The 18,596-nt window shown below is 38.0% G+C and carries 14 protein-coding genes and 1 tRNA gene; 13 read left to right on the forward strand and 2 right to left on the reverse strand.

What is annotated here, in order from left to right:
* From GM552_RS04005 to panB, 12 genes are all read left to right on the forward strand, one after another.
* Positions 1 to 735, forward strand: coding sequence for an NADH-quinone oxidoreductase subunit J (locus GM552_RS04005; RefSeq protein ID WP_155565365.1), 735 nt, complete (start codon positions 1 to 3; stop codon positions 733 to 735).
* A complete protein-coding gene (gene nuoK / locus GM552_RS04010) occupies positions 732 to 1,052 on the forward strand; it encodes an NADH-quinone oxidoreductase subunit NuoK (RefSeq protein WP_110438948.1) in 321 nt (106 codons plus the stop codon). The genes GM552_RS04005 and nuoK overlap by 4 nt, the downstream gene beginning before the upstream one ends.
* A gap of 4 nt (positions 1,053 to 1,056) precedes the next feature.
* Positions 1,057 to 2,994, forward strand: a complete 1,938-nt coding sequence (gene nuoL, locus GM552_RS04015; protein WP_155565366.1) for an NADH-quinone oxidoreductase subunit L — start codon at positions 1,057 to 1,059, stop codon at positions 2,992 to 2,994.
* Positions 2,995 to 3,020: 26 nt separating this feature from the next.
* A complete protein-coding gene (gene nuoN, locus GM552_RS04020; protein WP_155565367.1) occupies positions 3,021 to 4,445 on the forward strand; it encodes an NADH-quinone oxidoreductase subunit NuoN in 1,425 nt (474 codons plus the stop codon).
* Between the two features lie 18 nt (positions 4,446 to 4,463).
* Positions 4,464 to 5,219, forward strand: a complete 756-nt coding sequence (locus GM552_RS04025) for a biotin--[acetyl-CoA-carboxylase] ligase (protein ID WP_155565368.1) — start codon at positions 4,464 to 4,466, stop codon at positions 5,217 to 5,219.
* Between the two features lie 3 nt (positions 5,220 to 5,222).
* Entirely contained in the window at positions 5,223 to 5,993 is a 771-nt protein-coding gene (locus GM552_RS04030) for a type III pantothenate kinase (RefSeq protein ID WP_347400742.1), read from the forward strand.
* A 23-nt stretch (positions 5,994 to 6,016) separates the two neighbouring features.
* Positions 6,017 to 7,660: a ribonuclease J gene (locus tag GM552_RS04035; protein ID WP_155565369.1), complete on the forward strand. Its 1,644-nt coding sequence runs from the start codon at positions 6,017 to 6,019 to the stop codon at positions 7,658 to 7,660.
* Positions 7,661 to 7,731: 71 nt separating this feature from the next.
* Positions 7,732 to 9,054, forward strand: a complete 1,323-nt coding sequence (gene proS, locus GM552_RS04040) for a proline--tRNA ligase (protein WP_155565370.1) — start codon at positions 7,732 to 7,734, stop codon at positions 9,052 to 9,054.
* A gap of 7 nt (positions 9,055 to 9,061) precedes the next feature.
* Entirely contained in the window at positions 9,062 to 10,321 is a 1,260-nt protein-coding gene (locus GM552_RS04045) for a lipoprotein-releasing ABC transporter permease subunit (RefSeq protein ID WP_155565371.1), read from the forward strand.
* Positions 10,314 to 11,003, forward strand: coding sequence for an ABC transporter ATP-binding protein (locus GM552_RS04050; RefSeq protein WP_155565372.1), 690 nt, complete (start codon positions 10,314 to 10,316; stop codon positions 11,001 to 11,003). The genes GM552_RS04045 and GM552_RS04050 overlap by 8 nt, the downstream gene beginning before the upstream one ends.
* Positions 11,004 to 11,019: 16 nt before the next feature.
* Positions 11,020 to 14,451: a DNA polymerase III subunit alpha gene (dnaE, locus tag GM552_RS04055; protein WP_155565373.1), complete on the forward strand. Its 3,432-nt coding sequence runs from the start codon at positions 11,020 to 11,022 to the stop codon at positions 14,449 to 14,451.
* Positions 14,452 to 14,578: 127 nt separating this feature from the next.
* A complete protein-coding gene (gene panB / locus GM552_RS04060) occupies positions 14,579 to 15,391 on the forward strand; it encodes a 3-methyl-2-oxobutanoate hydroxymethyltransferase (protein ID WP_155565374.1) in 813 nt (270 codons plus the stop codon).
* A 76-nt stretch (positions 15,392 to 15,467) separates the two neighbouring features.
* On the opposite strand, the gene htpG is transcribed toward panB, so the two are convergent.
* Both htpG and GM552_RS04070 read right to left on the reverse strand, forming a co-directional pair.
* Positions 15,468 to 17,309 (reverse strand): molecular chaperone HtpG, encoded by a 1,842-nt coding sequence (gene htpG, locus GM552_RS04065; protein WP_155565375.1) that lies wholly within the window; start codon positions 17,307 to 17,309, stop codon positions 15,468 to 15,470.
* 113 nt (positions 17,310 to 17,422) lie between these two features.
* Positions 17,423 to 18,277, reverse strand: coding sequence for an N-formylglutamate amidohydrolase (locus tag GM552_RS04070; RefSeq protein ID WP_155565376.1), 855 nt, complete (start codon positions 18,275 to 18,277; stop codon positions 17,423 to 17,425).
* A gap of 121 nt (positions 18,278 to 18,398) precedes the next feature.
* Here GM552_RS04070 and GM552_RS04075 point away from each other — a divergent pair.
* Positions 18,399 to 18,473: transfer RNA gene (locus GM552_RS04075), tRNA-Val, on the forward strand.
* Positions 18,474 to 18,596 lie beyond the last annotated feature (123 nt).

An 18,596-nucleotide genomic window follows, 5' to 3' on the forward strand; every position in this document is an offset into this window, starting at 1 on the left:
ATGACACCGATTATTCTTTTCTATATTTTCGCAATAATTTTGCTACTATCAGCATCGATGGTTGTTTTTGTTCGAAATTCAGTTCATGCAGCCCTATTTCTAATTCTTGCATTCTGTAATGCCGCTGGATTGTTTATGCTGGCCGGTGCCGAATTTTTGGCTATACTTTTGATAGCCATATATGCTGGTGCAGTCATGGTTCTGTTTATGTTTATTGTAATGACAATGCAAATAGAGCTGGTCCAGTTAAAGGAAGGAATGCAACGTTACATGCCTGTGGGTTGTATCATTGCTTTTATTCTTGTCGTTGAATTTATTATGATTGCCATCCATTGGCATGTTGATCCTGAATTGATAAGCAGGGGTCAAAATTCTGCGTTGCATGATATTTCGAATACCAAAGCATTGGGGGATATTTTATATACGCATTATGTTTTGTTATTCCAGATTTGTGGATTAATCCTGCTTGTTGCAATGATCGGTGCAATTGTCTTGACCCTGCATAAAAATCCTAAAAACCGTAGACAGAACATTATGCGCCAACATATGCGCGAACCAAGCCAAACTCTGGAAATTCGTGATGTGCCCTTGAATAAAAGCATTCAGGATATTGGCGGTTTCCTTCGTCCCAAAGAGACTTATTATGGTGTTGCACAAGAGGATTCCTTCGGTCCAAAACCTGGTGATAAAACCGATATTACTGAAAAAAGACAACAAAGGGAGCAAATGAAATGAATATTTTAAATTCTGTGGGGCTTGCTCCCTATATGATTGTCAGTGGTATTTTATTTTCAATTGGTCTGTTTGGTATTTTTGCTAATCGGAAGAATTTAATTGTTATATTGATGTCTATTGAATTGATGCTTTTATCTGCAAATCTTAATTTAATTGCATTCTCTTCTTTATATAGCAATTTAACAGGGCAGATTATGGTTATGTTTAGCCTTACAGTCGCCGCTGCAGAATCTGCCATCGGACTTGCCATTATTATGGTATTTTATCGTAATCGTCGGTCGGTGGAAGTGCAAGATACGATGATGATGAAGGGGTAAAGAAATGACATCATCATTATTTATTACAGCTGTTATCTCACCCTTGGCTGGTTTTTTATGCGCAGGGTTAATGGGGCGGATAATCGGTGATTCATTTGCGAAGTTTATTTCTATTCTTGGAATGTCCATATCGGTTACATGTGCATGGCTTGTAACTTGGCAATTTTTTGCCAATCATATGGATAGTCAAGTTGTTCATTTCATGGAGTGGATCAATGCCGGTAATTTTCATATTAACTGGTATTTGAAACTGGACAGTTTGTCTGTTGCCATGTTGACGATGGTATCAAGCATATCCTTGTTAATCCATATCTATAGTATGGGATATATGTCGCATGACACGATGCCAACTTATCGTTTTTTTGCATATTTATCTTTATTTACATTCAGTATGATTGCCTTGATTACCTCTAATAATCTGGTTCAATTGTTTTTTGGCTGGGAAGGGGTAGGTTTATGCAGTTATTTACTTATTGGATACTGGTATATGCGTCCAGCAGCTATATCAGCCGCAATCAAGGCTTTTGTTGTAAATCGTATTGCGGATCTATTTTTTCTCGTAGGCATTAGTTTGCTTTTTATCACGACCGGTTCGGTTTTTTATAATGAAATATTTCAAAAATTACCTGATTTAGTTCAACTGCATTATCATTTATTGGGTTTTGATTTCCAGATATATGAATTTATTGCATTCCTGCTATTTGTCGGGGCCATGGGAAAATCTGCCCAATTGTTTTTTCATGTATGGTTACCGGATGCAATGGAAGGACCAACGCCAGTTTCCGCACTTATTCATGCCGCAACTATGGTGACAGCAGGTGTATTCTTGATGGCAAGAATGTCACCCCTGGTTGAATTGGCTCCACATGTTAAGATATTCATTATTGTTATAGGATCATTAACAGCATTATTTGCCGGTTCTGTTGCTTTGGTACAATCAGATATTAAGAAATCCATTGCTTATTCAACTTGTTCTCAGCTTGGATATATGTTTGTCGCAGTTGGTGTGGGAACCTATCAAATTGCAGTATTCCATTTAACGACACACGCTTTTTTCAAGGCATTGTTGTTTCTTGGTGCGGGATCAGTGATTATCGCGCTTCATGATGAACAGGATATGTTCAAGATGGGTGGATTGTATAAAAAATTACCTTTGACTTGCATATTGATGTGGATAGGCTGTCTAGCATTGGGTGGAATATATCCATTTGCAGGTTACTGGTCAAAAGATGCCATTCTGGAAGCTGTTTGGGCAACCCAATCTTCCTTGGGATATGCGGCTTGGGTTGTATTGTTATTAACTGCGTTTCTTACAAGCCTATATAGCTGGCGGATGTTGTTTCTTGTGTTCCATGGAAAACCAAAACATAAGGAAAATTATGATCATGCAAAAGAATCTCCTTTCTCTATGACTTTACCCATGATTATACTTGGTGTTTCATCAATTATTGGAGGCATTATCCTATATCCTTATTATATAGGTTCTCAACAAATTATATTTTGGGGAGGTTCAATTGTTAATGTTTCAGATAATTTGCATATGATTATTGAGCAACATACACCTGCAATTATTGCATTAATGCCACTTATACTTGGTATACTGGGTATTTTAATCGCTTATTTATGTTATATAGTTAATCCGAATATCCCTATATCATTAGCTCAGTCAATGAAGGGGTTTTACCGTTTTCTATTAAATGCATGGTATTTTGATAAACTTTACGATGTAATAATTATCCGTCCTTATGCAGCTTTGTCTAAGGCATTATGGAAAATTGGTGAAAAAGATATTATCCAGGAATTTCCTGTCATATTGGCGCAATTTACAAATCGTTCTGCCAAAGGGATATCCTGGATTCAAAATGGTTCTTTTGCTTTATATGCTTTTACCATGGCAATTGGGTTGGTGGTTATCGTCGCCACTTTCCTGATCTATCAATGATATTAAGTTAAGTCAGGATAAATCCGATGAATTGGACGCTTGCTATTCCAGAAATTGTATTAACAATTGGTGGTCTTATTATATTGTTATTCGGGGCGCTGCAAAAAAAGGAAAATTCCTTTTTTCCCTCTGCCATTTTTTCCACGGCAATATTTATTGCCGCGGGATTTTTAACGTTAACCAATGCAAATGGGTTGGCATATTACGGGTTATTTGTAAATGATGAATTTTCCCGTTACATGAAATTGCTGGTTCTTATTGCAGGTTTATTAACAATTATTTTGTCCTTGGATTTTAATAAAAAAAATAAAACAACATATTTTGAATTTATAGCGTTGATCATTTTTTCCACGGTCGGTGCAATGGTTATGGTCTCCTCCAATAATCTTATGAGCCTGTATCTTGGACTGGAGTTATCTTCGTTATCTTTATATATTTTATGTGCAATTGATCGTAACAATCCGTTATCAGCTGAATCTGGGATAAAATATTTCATTTTGGGATCAGTCGCGTCTGCAATTTTACTTTATGGTATTTCAATGCTTTATGGCGCAGCTGGAAATATGGAATATAACAATGTTCATAAAGTCATCGTAGCGGCAAATTATAATAATATGGGATTTGTCGTTGGACTGGTTTTTGTTTTAATCGGAATATGCTTTAAAATTTCTGCAGTACCTTTTCATATGTGGACACCGGATGTTTACCAAGGTGCTCCAACGCCTGTTGCAACCTTTCTTTCGACGTCGCCAAAATTTGCAGCTTTTGCATTATTTTTACGGTTAATGACGGGACCTTTTGGAACCCTATCCTATCAATGGCAGTTTTTGATTGAAGTTATATCATTGTTATCCATAATTATTGGAAGTATTGGTGCTATATCTCAATTAAATATTAAAAGAATGATGGCTTATTCTTCAGTTGCACATATGGGATATGCAATGGTTGGATTAGCCGCAGGAAATTCAAATGGCGTTTTGGGAACGATCATTTACTTGACAACTTATCTTTTCATGAATGTCGGAACTTTTGCCGTGATTACATCTATGACTCGAAAAGGTAAGGTTGTAGAAAACATTAATGATTTGGCCGGACTTGGTAAAAGTGATCCGGGCATAGCGGTTGCTATGGCAATTTTCATGTTTAGTATGGCAGGTGTTCCGCCACTTGCAGGATTCTTTGGTAAATTTATGGTTTTTTGGGCAGCTATTCAGGTACATTTATATGTACTTGCAACAGTTGGAATTGTTGCCAGCGTTTTAAGTGCTTTTTTCTATCTTAGGATTGTTAAGATCATTTTCATGGACAGATCTCATGGACAACTTGATCATCGTTCATTATCAATTTCTTTTATGTCCTTTGGTATGAGCGCGTTAACAGTAATTTTTATCATATTTATGGGTCCAATGATGCATGTTGGACGCATTGCAGCTAAATCTTTGTTTAATTAATCATTCAAGTGTCTAGACGTGGAAAAAAGAAGGTTCTGGAAATTTGAACATTATTCCACGTTATCGTCTACCAATGATCACTGCATTGAGATTGCCAGATTAGGAAATAAAACCGATCTGGCTGTTTTGGCTGACTCTCAGTCATCACCACGGGGAAGCCGTGGGCGCAAATGGATCGAGCCTCAGGGTAATTTAGCTTTTTCTTTATTATATTGGCCAAGATCATCGAATATAAAATTGAATTGGATTCCGTTTGTTGCAGCATTATCTCTTTATGATGCTGTAAGATTTTACAGCAAAGTCGATCATGAATTATTTATTAAATGGCCTAATGATCTATTGTATAAAAACAGGAAAATTGGTGGAATTCTAATTGAAAGCAATATTTCCAAGACCAGTCAATTAGAATGGTTGGTTATGGGTTTTGGTGTCAATATCAATAGTTATCCTGATTTGAATAGAAAATTGGGTTGTTTAAAAGATTTTGTAACTAAACCACCCTTAGCAAAAGAGTTATCAAAGAAAATTATATATTATTTTGATTACTGGATAAATTTTTTAACAAATGACCAAGAAAAAATTATACGTGAGGCATGGATAAAGAAATCAATACCTTTAAATTCAAAATTAACTGTAAATTTACAGCAAAATAGTTGGGAAGGAATTTATTGTGGTATTGATGAACATGGGTTACTATTATTACAAACTGTAAAGGAAATGCGAAGTTTCTCTACGGGTGAAGTTTTTTGGTTAGATAATTTTCAGGATTGTTAAAGCGTGTTAATGGTCATTGATGCGGGCAACACCAATGTTGTATTTGCTATACATAATGGTGAAAAATGGGTGGGTTCATGGCGAATGAGTACAATTCCCAACCATACATCAGATGAATACGCCGCGACATTACTTATTTTACTGCAAGCATGTGGGATAAAAACTGATCAGATTGACAACATTATCATTGGTACTGTTGTTCCCCCGATTTTATATCAATTGAGATTATTGTGTCGACAATGGTTTGGCGTCGAACCTCTTATCGCTTCATCTGATCTGGATTGGGGATTCAAAATTTTAATTGATAACCCTCATGAAGTGGGTGTTGATCGTTTGCTAAATGGCCTAGCAGCTCATACTCTATTTGGGGGTCCTTTAATTGTTGTGGATCTAGGGACAGCCACAACATTTGATGTTATTGATGAAAAAGGAAATTATTGCGGAGGAATTATTTCACCCGGTCTCACTTTATCTTTGGAATCTCTACATAAAGCCGCAGCTCGATTACCAAAGATCGGTATAACGAAACCCATTTCCGTAATAGGTAAAGAAACAGTTAACGCAATGCGATCAGGTATATATTGGGGATATATAGGTCTTATTGAGGGTATCATAAAAAGGATTGGAGCCGAAGCTAATTGTTCCTATCGCGTTATAGGAACAGGCGGATTGGCATCCTTATTGGCAGAAGGTACCGATATTTTTGAAAAAATTAGTCTGGAATTAACGTTAGAAGGATTAAGATTGCTTGCAAATCGTAATAAAACATCATAGTAAAAATAATAAAAAGGATAAACATGAATGAAACTGCAAACGATTTTGCCTTTCTTCCCTTAGGAGGAACAGGTGAAATTGGTATGAATTTTAATTTATATCGTCTTAATGGGTCATGGCTTGCATTTGATTGTGGCATTGGTTTTAGTGGTAACGACATGCCGGAAGCCGATATTCTGGTGCCTGATCCTGAGTTCATTATTCGATATAAAGATAGTTTGTTAGGATTGGTTATCACTCACGCACATGAAGATCATATCGGTGCGATAACATATCTTTGGGAAGCATTGGAGTGTCCAATCTATGCAACGTCGTTTGCCGCTTCAATTATTAGAAGAAAATTGAGAGAGGCTAACTTACTAAATGATGTCACAATTCATCTGATTGATATTGGAGCCCGTATCAGAATTGGGGAATTTGATCTGGAATTTATACCTGTAACGCATTCTATACCTGAAGCGCAAAGTGTTGTAATTCGCACTCCTTATGGAACAGTATTACATACAGGTGACTGGAAATTCGATCCTGATCCTGTAATAGGTCATCCAACAAATCTTTCAAAATTTGCCGAGATAGGTGATGAAGGTGTTTTGGCAATGATTTGTGATAGTACGAATGCGATTGTCAGACGTGCGCCTGAATCAGAGGGTGCCGTCAGAAAAAGCATGGTTGATCTTATTGCCAATATCAGGGGAAGAGTTGCAGTAACTTGTTTCGCAAGTAATGTCTCAAGGATCGAGACGATTGCTTATGCAGCAAAACAGGCAAATCGCCCTGTGGTAATTATTGGCCGCTCTTTGCAGAATATTGAAATTGCAGCACGTGAAAATGGATATTTTCGTGATATTCCTCCGTTTTATACGGAACAGAATATGAATGAAATTGATCAGGAAAATGTTGTATTCATTATTACGGGAAGTCAAGGTGAGGAAAGATCAGCCTTAACCCGTATTTCCTATGATACACATCAACATATATCTTTTGGTGTTGGAGATACTGTTATTTACAGCAGTCGTACAATTCCCGGTAATGAATTGGCAATCATGCGTGTACAGGATAATCTGGTGCGTCGTGGGGTCAGGGTAATAACATCCGTAGATCATTTGGTTCATGTTTCAGGACATGCCAGTCATGATGAAGTTACAGAATTATATAAACTGGTAAAACCAAAATACGGCATTCCTGTTCATGGTGAGTGGGTTCATTTGAATGCACAGGCGGAAATTGCAAAATCTTGTAACTCTGAACCTATCCTGCTGGAGGATGGAGATATCATTCAATTGGCACCAGGACCAACCAAAATTGTAAATAGTGTACCTTATGGCCGCTTGACAGTTGATGGAAACAGGCTTTTATCCATAGATGGGAACGTATTGGCGGCACGTCGACGCATGCTTTATAACGGTGTTATTGTTGCAAGTTTTGCAGTGGATGATGAGGGTATGTTGTTGAGTGATCCAAATATAAGCGCGCCCGGTTTACTGGATCAGTATGATGATTGTGATCTGATTATTGATAATTTTGCCGATGCAATTGAACAATTGCCAAGAATAGTTCGGTTGAATGACGAAGAATTAATTGACAAATCGAAATCAATACTAAGACGTATTCTGGGGCGTAAGCTTGGTAAAAAACCGCTTATCGAGGTTCACGTCATACGGTTGTGATATTCTGTTGATATTGAGTAATATTGATCGATTGTAATGTTTCATAAAAATATGGTTTTAATAGGATAAATATGCGTCTATCGTCCAGTTTTCTTCCAACTTTAAAAGAAGATCCAGCTGAAGCTCAAATTATCTCTCATCGTCTCATGTTAAGAACAGGGATGGTTCGGCAAATGTCTTCTGGCATTTATGCATGGCTGCCCTTGGGCTTGAGAGTTCTTGACAATATATCGAGAATTGTGAGGGAAGAACAAAATGCTATCAATGCACAGGAAGTTTTGATGCCAACTTTGCAATCGGCGGATTTATGGAAACGTTCTGGGCGTTATGATGCTTATGGACCGGAAATGCTTCGTATTGTTGATCGTCACAAACGTGATCTTTTATATGGTCCCACGAATGAAGAAATGATAACCGATATATTTGGACAATTTATAAAGTCCTATAAAGAGCTTCCACAGCTTTTATACCAGATTCAGTGGAAATTCAGGGATGAAATTCGTCCACGTTTCGGCGTGATGCGCGGGCGGGAATTCTATATGAAAGATGGATACAGTTTTGATCTTAATTATGAAGATGCTGTTGTAACCTATCATAAAATGATGCTTTCTTATCTCAGGACATTTCAAAGAATTGGTGTAAAAGCAATTCCAATGTTGGCTGATACAGGTCCGATAGGCGGGGACTTAAGCCATGAATTTATTATTCTGGCACCTACGGGTGAAAGCGGGATCTATTTTGATTCTGATTTCACGGAACAGAACTGGCTTGAAATGCCGGTTGATATAAATGATAAGGAATCCTTGGCCGCTTTCTTCCAACGTATGACACGATTTTATGCCGCCACTGATGAAAAACATGATCAGAATGAATGGCAAAAAGTTCCAGAATCCAGACGCTGTGAAGGGCGTGGAATTGAGGTAGGTCAAATCTTCTATTTTGGTACAAAATATACAGAAGCAATGAATGTTTCTGTGATAGGACCTGATAGTTACAAAATAAATCCTCATATGGGTTCTTACGGTATTGGGGTTTCCCGTCTTGTCGGGGCAATAATTGAATCATCACATGATGATCAGGGGATAATATGGCCAGATGCTATTGCTCCTTTCAAAGCCGTGATTATTAATTTGGGATTGAAGAATCAAGCTTGTAAGGATGCTTGTGAAGCATTGTATAAAATGGATCAAGAACAGTTTTTATATGATGATCGTGATGAACGGGCTGGAGTGAAATTTGCAGATGCTGATTTGATGGGGCACCCTTGGCAAATTATTATCGGTCCAAGAGGGATAGGTAATAATGTTGTCGAAATTAAACGTCGTGAAACCGGCGAAAGAACGGAAGTATCTATAGAACAGGTGATGAATTATATTTCCTCTTATCAAAGGTAATGTATTTATGTTTGGCTCTTTTGAAAGAATGGTTGCAAAACGATATCTTCGTGCTAGAAAAGGCGAGCGTTTTGTTTCAATAATAGCTATTTTTTCATTAATAGGAATAGCCTTGGGTGTTGGAACATTAATAGTCGTCATGGCTGTCATGAATGGTTTCAAGGCTGATTTATTAGGACGTATACTAGGCTTGAATGGAGATTTGAGTGTATACAGTCAATCTTATGATGGGCCAACCTCTTTAAGGGGATATAATAATTTATCCAACAGAATTGAACAAATGCCCCATATTACATCTGCCATTCCCTTTATTGAAGGACAAGTGTTGATAAGTGCTGGAAATTTCAACTCTGGTGGAATGGTTAGGGGAATGGCAGCTTCTGGTTTGAAAAAACTTAAAGTCATTAGCAAAACTCTCGATCCAACAGTTTTGAAACAATTTCAAGGCGATGATGTCATCATTATTGGTGAAACTCTTGCTGAGCAAGCAAATCTGGGAGTTGGTTCAAGGTTAACTTTAATTTCACCTAAAGGGTCCGCAACAGTAATGGGTAATATTCCCAGAATCAAATCCTATAGAATTATTGGTATTTTTGATTCTGGTATGCATGAATATAATTCCAGTTATGTTTTTTTACCGATGCGGGCAGCACAGAAATATTTTCAGCTTGATGATGAGGTAACAGGAATCCAGATATTCTCGAATGATTCAACCCATATTCAAGCTGTTACGCATCAACTTGAGAATTCGTTTAGAAATGATAATCTGAAATTTGTTGATTGGACTCAGAGCAACAATGCTTTTTTTGGAGCAGTGCAAGTTGAACAGAATGTGATGTTTCTTATTCTGGCGTTAATTATCTTGGTTGCTGCTTTTAATGTCATATCCTCTTTGATTATGATGGTCAAGGATAAAACACGTGATATTGCCATACTTAGAACCATGGGGGCATCACGTGGTGCGATAATGCGGATATTCCTGATGTGCGGGGCATCTGTTGGGGTAACAGGAACACTGATAGGAACTGTATTGGGAATTTTATTTTGTAAAAATATAGAACATATACGTCAGGGTTTGCAAAAAATCACGGGAACAAATCTATTTAATTCTGAGGTTTATTATCTTGAACATTTGCCGGCTAAGTTAGATTGGTCAGATGTGATACAGGTTATGTCAATGGCTCTGTTCCTTTCTTTACTGGCGACATTATACCCATCTTGGAAAGCAGCAAAAACGGATCCAGTTGAGGCATTGAGAAATGAATAATCAAGTTGTCCTCCAGTTAGATAAAATTTCACATGCCTATAAAAGTGGTGATGAGAACCTTCAAATTTTGCACAATGCTGATTTTACGCTCAATCATGGTGAAATTGTTGCCCTGATTGCTCCTTCTGGTACGGGTAAATCAACCTTGTTGCATATTGCTGGATTGCTTGAAAAACCCCAAAAGGGCGAAATTATTATTCAAGGTCGAAAATCTTCCAGATTGAATGATCGGGAAAGAACGCAATTAAGATTAAATTCAATAGGATTTGTTTATCAGTTTCATCATTTGCTTGCTGAATTTACTGCCTTGGAAAATGTTTTGATACCACAATTGATAGCAAGGGGATCTAAAACGAAAGCGGTAAATATAGGTAGGGACTGGTTAAAGAAATTTGGTCTTGGTCATCGTGTCGATCATTACCCAGGAAAGTTGTCTGGTGGAGAGAAACAGCGGGTTGCAATTGCACGGGCTTTGGTAAATTCACCAAAAATTCTATTGGCGGATGAACCAACGGGAAATTTAGATGAAAAGAATTCCGAGCATGTTTTTAATTTGCTGTTACAGGTTGTACGTAGTGAAGGTTTGACAGCTTTGATCGTTACTCATAATCATTGCCTAGCCACCAAAATGGATCGGGTTGTTACCTTGCATGAGGGCAAAATAATTCCTTGTCATTTATAATAAGGTATAAAAATAGATGTCTCTTGCCTCTTTTATCCATCTTCGTAGCCATTCTGCATATTCACTAAGTCAGGGGGCTATTCGCATACCTCAAATGGTTAAGCTGGCCAAGACAATGAACATGCCAGCTATCGCAATTACGGATACAGGAAATTTGTTTGGGGCATTAGAATTTTCAAAAACCTGTGTTGAAGCAGGCATACAGCCGATTATTGGATCTCAGATCGGTATTCCCGTTTTAGGTGAGCAACCGCGTCATATTACAAATTGGCCAATTGTTTTGTTGGCTCAAAATGATATTGGATTGTTGAATTTACAATTTCTTTCATCAGAAGGTTTTCTAAATGGAGATCCATCGGATCCCTTTGTCAATGTAGATACAATATGTGAACATTCAGAGGGTTTGATTCTTTTGACTGGTGGAACACGGGGGCCTATATTTCAATTATTATCTGAGGGTCAGGAAAAGCATGCATCCATGTTGCTTGAACAGTTTGCAAAAGCTTTTCCAGGGCGTTTGGCTGTTGAATTGCAACGTCATAATCTGGCTGAGGAAAAATCGGTTGAGCCAGGTTTAATCGATCTGGCAGACCGGTATGGCTTACCCCTTGTAGCAACAAATGAATGTTTTTTTCCGACTCCTGAATTGTACGAGGCGCACGATGCGCTAATTTGCATTGCGCAGGGATGTACTGTTGATATACAGGATCGTTGGAGAGTTACACCTGAACACTGGTTCAAGCCTCCGGAAATGATGTGTAATCTGTTTTCAGATCTTCCTGAAGCATGCAGTAACACGATTGAAATCGCAAAACGGTGTGCAGTGAAAATAGAAACAAGAAAACCGATGCTGCCACATAGTAGAAAAATCAAGGCGGGGACAACGGCCGAGGATACGCTTGAACATATGGCAAAATCAGGTCTGGAAAAACGTTTGATATCCATTTGCGATCTTACACAAGATCATCGCCAGAAATATGTAGATCGTCTTGATTACGAAATAAATATTATCAAGAATATGGGCTTTTCAGGTTATTTTCTTATAGTTGCTGATTTTATTCAGTGGGCCAAGGAACATGATATTCCTGTCGGACCGGGAAGGGGATCTGGGGCAGGATCCTTGGTGGCCTGGGCATTGACGATTACTGATTTGGATCCTTTGCGCTTTAATTTGCTGTTTGAGCGCTTTTTGAATCCTGAACGTGTTTCAATGCCGGATTTTGATATCGATTTTTGTCAAGACCGGCGAGATGAAGTCATTGAATATGTAAGACAAGCCTATGGAACCAACCAGGTGGCACAGATTATAACTTTTGGAAAATTGGCTGCGCGTGCTGCTGTTCGTGATGTTGGTCGTGTTCTTGGATTTCCTTTCGGAATGGTCAATAAGGTTGCTGAACTCATACCAAACAATCCCGCCCATCCAGTTACCTTGAAACAGGCCATTGAAACTGAACCTAGATTACAGGAAATGCAGGCAACAGATGAAAATATACATCGTCTTTTACAAGTGGCTTTGCAGTTGGAGGGATTATACCGACATGCAGGTACGCATGCAGCGGGTGTGGTCATAGGGGACCGTCCGCTGGTTGAACTTGTGCCGCTTTATCGTGATCCGAAAAGTGATATGCTTGTTACGCAATATAATATGAAATTTGTCGAACAGGTTGGGTTGGTTAAATTTGACTTTTTAGGATTAACCACCCTGACGATTTTGCAGCGAGCCGTTAAAATGCTGGAAAAGTTGGGACAACATATTGATCTTTCGAAAATTCCACTTGATGATACCCTGACTTACGAAATGTTGAGTCGAGGTGAATCCGGAGGAGTTTTTCAATTTGAAGGCGCTGGGATGCGTGATGTTTTGCGTCAAATGCAGCCCAGTCGTATAGAGGATCTGATTGCCGCTGTCGCTTTGTACCGACCAGGCCCGATGGCCAATATTCCCGATTATTGTCGACGTAAGCATGGAGAGGAATGGCAATCACCGCATGAAAAAATAAGGGATATTCTTGAAGAGACTTATGGCATCATGGTCTATCAAGAACAGGTCATGCAAATTGCCCAGAGATTGGCTAATTACAGTCTTGGAGGGGCGGATCTCTTACGTCGAGCAATGGGTAAGAAAATTCGTTCCGAAATGGATAAGCAGCGTGAGATTTTTACTGAAGGTGCAACTAAAAATGGTATTGATCGGCAAAAAGCGATAGAGATATTTGATTTGATGGCGCGGTTTGCTGATTATGGGTTCAATAAATCCCACGCTGCTGCTTATGCTCTGGTTTCTTATCAGACAGCATGGATGAAAGCGAATTATCCAGTGGCTTTTTTTGCCGCGTGTATGTCACTGGCACGAGAAAAGACGGATAAGTTAGCCATCCTTCGACAAGAGGCCAAAAGAATTGGCATTTCTGTCTTGCCTCCTGATATCAACAAATCCGGTGCTGATTTTGAAATTGAGAAACAACCTGATGGCAGTTTGGCTATACGCTATGCATTAGCTGCAGTTAAAAGAGCGGGTTTTAGCGCCATGGAAGCCTTGGTTCACGATCGGGATGGTCGAGATTTCAAAAATCTTGCAGATTTTGCCGAACGCATTGATTATCAGAATTTAAATAAGGGCCAACTTGAAAATCTTGCCAAGGCGGGTGTTTTTGATTCAGTCGAAAATAACAGACATAAGGTTTTTGCATCAGCCGAAGTGATTTTACGGAGAGCCCATGCACGAAAAGAGGAAAAAGCAAGTGGCCAAATTGGATTATTTCAAAATGCCACGGCACAAATAGCAGAACCGTTAAAAATTAACAGTGTGGCTGAATGGCCCGAAATTGAACGGTTAACTTTGGAAGCTGAGGCAATAGGCTATCATATGACAGCCCATCCACTAGATTCGTTTAGGGCTTTACTGATCAAATTGGGAATACAACCGATAAATAATCTCGAAACAATTGCTCGTTCCGGAGAGGGAAGAATTAAACTTGCTGGCTGTATATTAAATTGTAAGGAACGTCCTACCCGTAAAGGGACCAAAATGGCTTGGGTTGGATTATCGGATAAAACTGGAGCCTGTGAGATAACTTTTTTTTCTGAAAGTTTGAACTGTTTCCGTGATTTGCTTGTAATTGGTAAAATGGTTATCGTAACGGTTGATTTAAGGTTGGATGCAGAAAATTTGCGTATAACAGCAAATCACGTGGAAGATCTTGAAACAGCGATATCCGGTTTGGTCAAGGAACTCAAAATATGGATTGATGACGTCCAAGCTGTAGAAACAATTTCAAAATTGTTGGAAAATACGCAGAAAGGCAATGGTAAAATCATTTTAATTCCCAATCTTGTTCAGCAACAAGAGGTGGAAATTTTATTACCAGGATACTATAATGTATCACCCGTTCTCGCACAGCATATCAAAGTGATCAATGGCGTTGAAAAAGTAGATCAATTATAAAAATAAAAAATTATAATAAAGTTTTTTGAAATAATTTGTTAACCGAGCTGGTTAAAACATCATAAATAATAAATAGTCATTATTATCTTACAATAGGTTTAATCAGTTATAAATCATAGAGATTTGAATGATAGAGAATAAGATCAAAAGAATTACTGTTCCCCAGATATTGGCGAAAAAAAATAAGGAACCAATTGTTTCCTTGACCGCCTATACTGCTTCAGTTGCACAAATTGTGGATCCTCATGTTGATTTGTTACTCGTGGGTGATTCACTCGGGATGGTCATTTACGGATTTGACACGACTTTGGCCGTGACGATTGAAATGATGATCGAACATGGCAAGGCTGTTATGCGTGGATCAAAAAAGGCGTGTGTGATGATTGATTTACCTTTCGCCTCCTATCAGGAAAATCCCCGTCAAGCCTTTAGGAACGCAGCACGCATATTGCAGGAAACGGGTGCAGCAGCAGTTAAACTGGAAGGTGGGGAGGAAATGGCCGAAACCGTTGAATTTCTTGTCAAAAGAGGTATACCTGTTTGTGGACATGTTGGATTGATGCCGCAGGCTGTTCAAACCATGGGTGGGTTTAAAATTGCAGGAAGAAACACCAAACAAATTGAAAAAGTCATGCGAGATAGTAATGCTATTGCCAAAGCGGGTGCTTTTGCAATTGTTTTGGAGGGAGTGGTTGAATCAGTGGCAAAAACAATTACTGAACAATTATCAATTCCTACAATTGGAATAGGTGCTTCTCCAGCCTGTGATGGTCAAGTCTTGGTATGTGATGATATTTTTGGTGTTTTTCAAGGATTTAAACCAAAATTTGTTAAACGGTATGCCCAAATTGGTCAAACAATGGAAGAGGCAGTCAAATCATATGCCATGGAAGTCAGATCCAGAACGTTTCCAAGCGCTGAATTCTGTTTTGAAAAATAGACCAAATATTTCTTGTTTAAGGTTTTGAAAAAGGCGAGCATTCATTGATGCATCGCCATTTTTGATATATCTAGGATTATGCTAATGCGGCTGCAATACGTTTTGCAAATAATGTTGGATCAGATGGCATTTCCCCATCCTGTATTTTTGCAAGATCAAGCAGTATAAATGCAGCTTCATCTATATTCTCGCCTGAATTTACCTTCTTGATTAAAGATTTGATTAAATTATGATTTGGATTAATTTCCAGAACAGGTGGGGCTGAAGGAATTGAGCGATCGTTACGACGCATTAAACGTTGCATCTGTAAATCGGGACCGTCTTCTTTTGCAGCCAAAATTACAGGACTGTCAACAAGGCGTGTCGTCATGCGAGCATCCGTAATTTTGTCTTTCAAACTTTCCATCAAAGTTTTTAAAAGTTTTTCTTCTTCCTCGCTGTTTGATCTTTCTTCTTTTCCCATAAGTTTATCGAGATCTTTCTTGGCACGGGTAATGCTGCGTAAAGGTTTTTCCTCAAATTTTCCAAACCGATCAGGCCAGAAAGCATCCACAGGATCAGTGAATAATAGGACCTCGATTCCTTGTGCCTTGAAACCTTCAAGATGAGGTGAGGTTTTTAAGACTTCAAGGGAATCTCCAGCCAAGAAATAGATGGCCTCCTGATTTTCTTTCATACGTTCCACATAGTCGGAAAGACTTGTCAAACCATCAACGGTAGATGAATAGAATCTTGAGATTTTGGCAATTGTATCATTGTTTTCATTGGGTTCCCAAAGTCCTTCTTTAAGAATTGCCCCGAAAAGTTCCCAAAACTTTGTATATTTTTCTTTATCTTCCGAAAGTTTTTTTAATTCACTTATCACACGGTTAACAAGGTTCTTACGAATACGTGCAAGAACGGGTGTGTTTTGTAGCATTTCCCTGGATACATTTAGGGGAAGATCTTCAGTATCCACAATCCCCTGAATGAAACGTAACCAAGGTGGAAGCATGTCCGCTTCATCAGTAATAAACATACGGCGTACATGCAATCGTACCTTGCTTTTTCTTTCTTGATCAACTGGTGCGAATGGAGAAACCATTCCGGGAATAAATAACAAAGAAGTGAATTCAATCACGCCTTCAGCATGCCATAAAAGCGTAGCCAGTGGTTTGTCAAATAAATGGGTTACATGACGATAGAATTCATCTAGTTGTTCATCGGAAATATCGCCACGTGGTTTTGTCCAGATTGCTTGACCTTCATTGGCGGATGTTTCTTTGTCATCCTGTTTAATCGTAATGGGCCAGGCAATATGATCTGCCCATTTACGGATAATATTCTCCAGTCGTATGCTTTCCAAATATTCTTCAGCATCTTTTTTAATATGAAGAATAACATCTGTACCAGGTGTATTTCTTGTTGAGGAAGCGATACTATACTTGCCTTTACCTTCAGAGTTCCATGCCCAGGCTTCATCCGATCCGGCACGTCGTGAAATCACCTCTACTTTATCCGCCACCATGAAGGCTGAATAAAATCCAACACCAAATTGACCGATGAGGTTAACACGATCTTCGGGTTTGGCATCCTTGAGCTGTTTTTCAAACGCTCTTGTTCCTGATTTTGCAATGGTTCCGAGATTTTGGATCATCTCATCCTTACTCATACCGAGACCATCATCACTGATCGTTAATAAATTTTCCTTTTTATCAACGGTTAAAATTATTTGGGGTTTATCGGGCAAGGCAACTGTTTGATTGGTAAGCGATTCAAAACGTCTTCTATCCAATGCATCTGCAGAGTTGGCAATTAATTCTCTTAAAAAAATTTCTCTCTCTGAATAAAGTGCATGAACAACCAGATCCATAAGGCGTTCAACTTCTGCACTAAAATTGTGTTGTTCTTCAGCATGCGTAGATGTTGCATCACTCATTTTCACTTGTAAGCCTTTATCATATTTATGGGTTAAAATTAAATTTGAATTAATTATATAACAAAATAAACTGGAAATTAACGAAGACAATTAATAATTTTTTTTGGTAACAATTAAATTTTTAAAAATTCTTTCCATTGACTGGTAATCATAATCAGAAATTCAGTCATAATTTTTTGAATTCTAAAAAAATTTTCATTGAGTTGGAAACATTCTTCATTCAAATACAATTTTTTATTTATTTCAATTTGTAAAACATGAATATTTTTAAAAGGATTTCCATAATGACTGGTAATATACCCTCCTGCATAAGGTATATTTTTTTTCACTGTTAAGCCTTTTGATTGAAAATATCTAGCAGTCTGGTTTATTAACAGCGGGCAACAGCTTTTTGAAAAATTGTCCCCTAATATTATATCTGCAAAGGCAGGGGTTTGGATGCGTGGGGATGGCATTGAATGTACATCGAGGATGATGCCTCCATTGAAACGGTTTTTAAAGTTATGAATAAAATTTTTAATTTGTTGATGATAGGAAAACCAATAATTTTGAACTAGTTTTTCAATATGGGTAAATGAAAGATAATATTTGAAAATAACTTTTCCTGAATTGCTGATTTTATGAACTGTTCCAATTCCGTTTTTTACCCGAGCGGATTCTGTATCACACCATGGGGGAAGTTGTTCTTTGAACATTTTTGGATCAAGTTCCCATGCCCATCGATTGAGATCACAGAAAATACGGGATAATTCTGCATTTAACAAACTTCCACCATAATTAGATACATGATGAAAAAGTTCATGGACAAAACTGTCTTCACTCTTGCGTAATTCATCCAAGGGTAATCTTGTTAGTTCAAGCAAATTCTTTGGATAGAATTGTCCAGAATGAGGTGAGCTGACTAAAAACGGTAAAACATTATTATCAGGTTTTTGTAAATGATATATTTTTGTTTTATGAATTGGCACTAAATAACCTTGCTAACGGAAAAAAAAGAATGATTATATTAAAATATTTTATTTTTTTGCATTTGACCACTTGCGCTTTTAAACTAAGATGTGTATCAAGCAGTTTATCAAACGTTAAGATGGGCGCATAGCTCAGCGGGAGAGCACTACCTTGACATGGTAGGGGTCACAGGTTCAATCCCTGTTGCGCCCACCATCTTATCTTAACCGTGAAAAAAAACTAATCATAATTCAAAAAATATTGTCTTTCGTTTGTACATATAATCATCATAATTTACCTGTATAATTAAAAAAATACCTAAAATTCCCTGTTTGTGTA

Source organism: Commensalibacter sp. ESL0382, assembly GCF_009725775.1.
Taxonomy (GTDB): Bacteria; Pseudomonadota; Alphaproteobacteria; order Acetobacterales; family Acetobacteraceae; genus Commensalibacter; species Commensalibacter melissae.